Below are 1,879 nucleotides of genomic sequence, written 5' to 3' on the forward strand. Positions count from 1 at the left end.
GGGGTCCGGCTCCGACCCTGGCCCCGGCCGTCGGCGCCGGGGCGGCCTCGGGCCAGTGGGCGGGCCGGACGAGGCCGTCCGGGAGTCGGGTGGTGGCGTCGCCGCGGGCCGCGTCGAGCTGGGCCTGGGTGAGGAAGAGCGCCGTGGTGAGGTCCGCGCCGGCCAGGTTGGCGTCCCGTAGGTCGGCGCCGATCAGGTCGGCGAGGCGCAGGTCCGCGCCAGCGAGGTCGGCCGCGACGAGCAGGGCGCCGCGCAGGTTGGCGCCCTTCAGGTCGGCGCCGCGCAGGCGGGCGCCGAAGAAGTCGGCGCCCCGGTGCTCGCGGCGGTGCGGAACGGCGGCGCGGACCAGTTCGCCGGCGCGCAGCAGCAGCTCGCTGACCCGCTGCCGGTGGGCCGGGACGTCGACGGCGAGGATCTCCTCGGGGGTGCCGCCGGCCAGCCGGTCGGTCTCCGCCAGCGCCTGCCGCAGCTCGTCGTGGACGGGACGGGCAGCGGTGAAGGTGAGCGCCTCGGTGAGGTACCTGAGCAGTTCGTGCAGCTGCCGCACGATCGGGAAGACGTCGAACATCGCCTTGGCGCTGTCCGGCTCCTCGCGCCAGCTGCGGCCGCCGAAGGTCACCTGGGAGACCCGCTGCCCGGCGCCGAAGCAGTCGTAGACGGTACAGCCCTGGAAGCCCCGGTCGCGCAGCCGCGCGTGGATGCCGCAGCTGAAGTCGGCCTGGAGGTTGCGGCAGGGGCTGCCGGCCGCCTTGTTCATGGCGAAGTCGGTACCGGCCGCGAACGGCAGGGCGACGCAGCAGAGCCCGAAGCAGCTGCCGCAGTCGGACCGGAGCGGGGTCGGCGCAGCCGCCGTGGGGTCCTGCGGCGACTCGGTCTCGCGCACGTTCCGGGGTCCTTCCAGCAGCTGGGCGCCGGGCGGCGCGGTGAACCCGGAAATCCTACTGGGCAGACGCCCCTCGACGTCGGTAAGGTACGAAAGTCCATAACAGCTATTACACACGGGGGTGGGCTCATGCAGGACCCGGACATCAGGGGGCTGGTCCGGATGTGGATCGCGGGCTGGGCCGTGTCGCGCGGCTCCGCCGAGCCGGTGGACCAGCCCTGGGGCTGGAGCATCGACGTCGGCGCGCCGACCGGCGAGGTGGGCCGGCACGTGCTGCCGGAGCCGACCGAGGCCGAGGTCCGCAAGCTCGCCGAGAGCGTCACCGCGCCGAACACCTGGCTGAAGCTGTTCGCCGAGGACGCGACCGTGCGCCCCTGGCTGGACGAGCGGTGGCGCCTGGACGCCCCCGGGTTCCTGATGACCGGCCCGGTCACCGCCGACCGGCCCGAGCCGCGCGCCGGGTACACCGTGACCAGCTGGATCCGGGGCGGAGTCGTCAAGGCCCTGGTGCGCACCGACGCCGGGCACCTGGCCGCGCGCGGCCAGGCCGGTCTGGCCGACACCGGAGCCGGCCGCGTGCTGGTGCCGGACATGATCGGCACCGTACCCGAGCACCGCCGCCGGGGCCTGGGCGCGCTGGTGATGCACACCCTGCTGGCCGCCGGGCACGAGGCCGGCGCCCGTACCGGCATCCTGGTCGCCACCGTGGACGGCCAGGCGCTCTACCGCACGATGGGCTGGACCACCCGCGCCCCGATGGCGAGCCTGGTCCTGGACGCCCCGGGCGTCTACGAGCAGAAGTAGGACCGGGAGGCCTGCCGCAGCCCGCCCGGCGTCCGGGCGGCGCGGCCCGCAGACGGGAGTTCGACGACAGGGCCAGGGCCTGTCGTCGAACTCCCGTCGTCCGCCCGGAGGGCGGGCAGGGCAGCGTTGGGGTGCGTGCATCGCAAGGCGGAGGAGGGAGCCACTGGGGTGGGGGCACCTCCCGGCCGTAGG

General features: G+C 75.3%; 2 protein-coding genes. One reads left to right on the top strand and one right to left on the bottom strand.

The window, feature by feature from the left end:
• On the bottom strand, positions 1-883 hold an 883-nt coding region (locus KS423_RS44595; protein ID WP_224285387.1), incomplete at its 3' end, for a pentapeptide repeat-containing protein.
• A 129-nt stretch (positions 884-1,012) separates the two neighbouring features.
• Here KS423_RS44595 and KS423_RS44600 point away from each other — a divergent pair.
• Positions 1,013-1,687: a GNAT family N-acetyltransferase gene (locus KS423_RS44600; protein WP_224285388.1), complete on the top strand. Its 675-nt coding sequence runs from the start codon at positions 1,013-1,015 to the stop codon at positions 1,685-1,687.
• Positions 1,688-1,879: the final 192 nt, after the last annotated feature.

It is taken from the genome of Streptomyces sp. LS1784 (assembly GCF_020103755.1).
Lineage (GTDB): Bacteria > Actinomycetota > Actinomycetes > Streptomycetales > Streptomycetaceae > Kitasatospora.

Bases quoted from the DNA above. Each gene is read 5' to 3' on its own strand.
- KS423_RS44600 (WP_224285388.1), top strand. From the start codon at position 1,013: ATGCAGGACCCGGACATCAGGGGGCTGGTCCGGATGTGGATCGCGGGC.